Raw genomic sequence first — 243 nt, 5'->3', positions numbered from 1 at the left:
CAGCTGATGCATTAATTTTAACAGGAACAGATGGTAATGGAGATGGAACCCCAGATGCATATCTAAACGGCGATACCGATGGTGATGGTGTTTTAGATTATTTAGATTTAGATGCCGATAATGATGGCATTGCAGATGTTGTAGAAGCAGGCGGAACCGATGCAAATGGAGATGGTAGAGCAGACAATTATGCAGATACCGATGGCGATGGATTTAATGATGTAGTAGATGGAGATGTAGGAA

Annotated in this window: 1 pseudogene; it reads left to right on the top strand. The window is 41.6% G+C overall.

What is annotated here, in order from left to right:
* A pseudogene (locus tag KI686_RS17790) lies at positions 1-243 on the top strand (gliding motility-associated C-terminal domain-containing protein); the annotation flags it as partial.

Origin of the sequence: Polaribacter sargassicola (assembly GCF_021991835.1) — a bacterium.
GTDB classification, from domain to species: domain Bacteria; phylum Bacteroidota; class Bacteroidia; order Flavobacteriales; family Flavobacteriaceae; genus Polaribacter; species Polaribacter sargassicola.
This window is presented reverse-complemented; position numbering and strand designations above follow the sequence as displayed.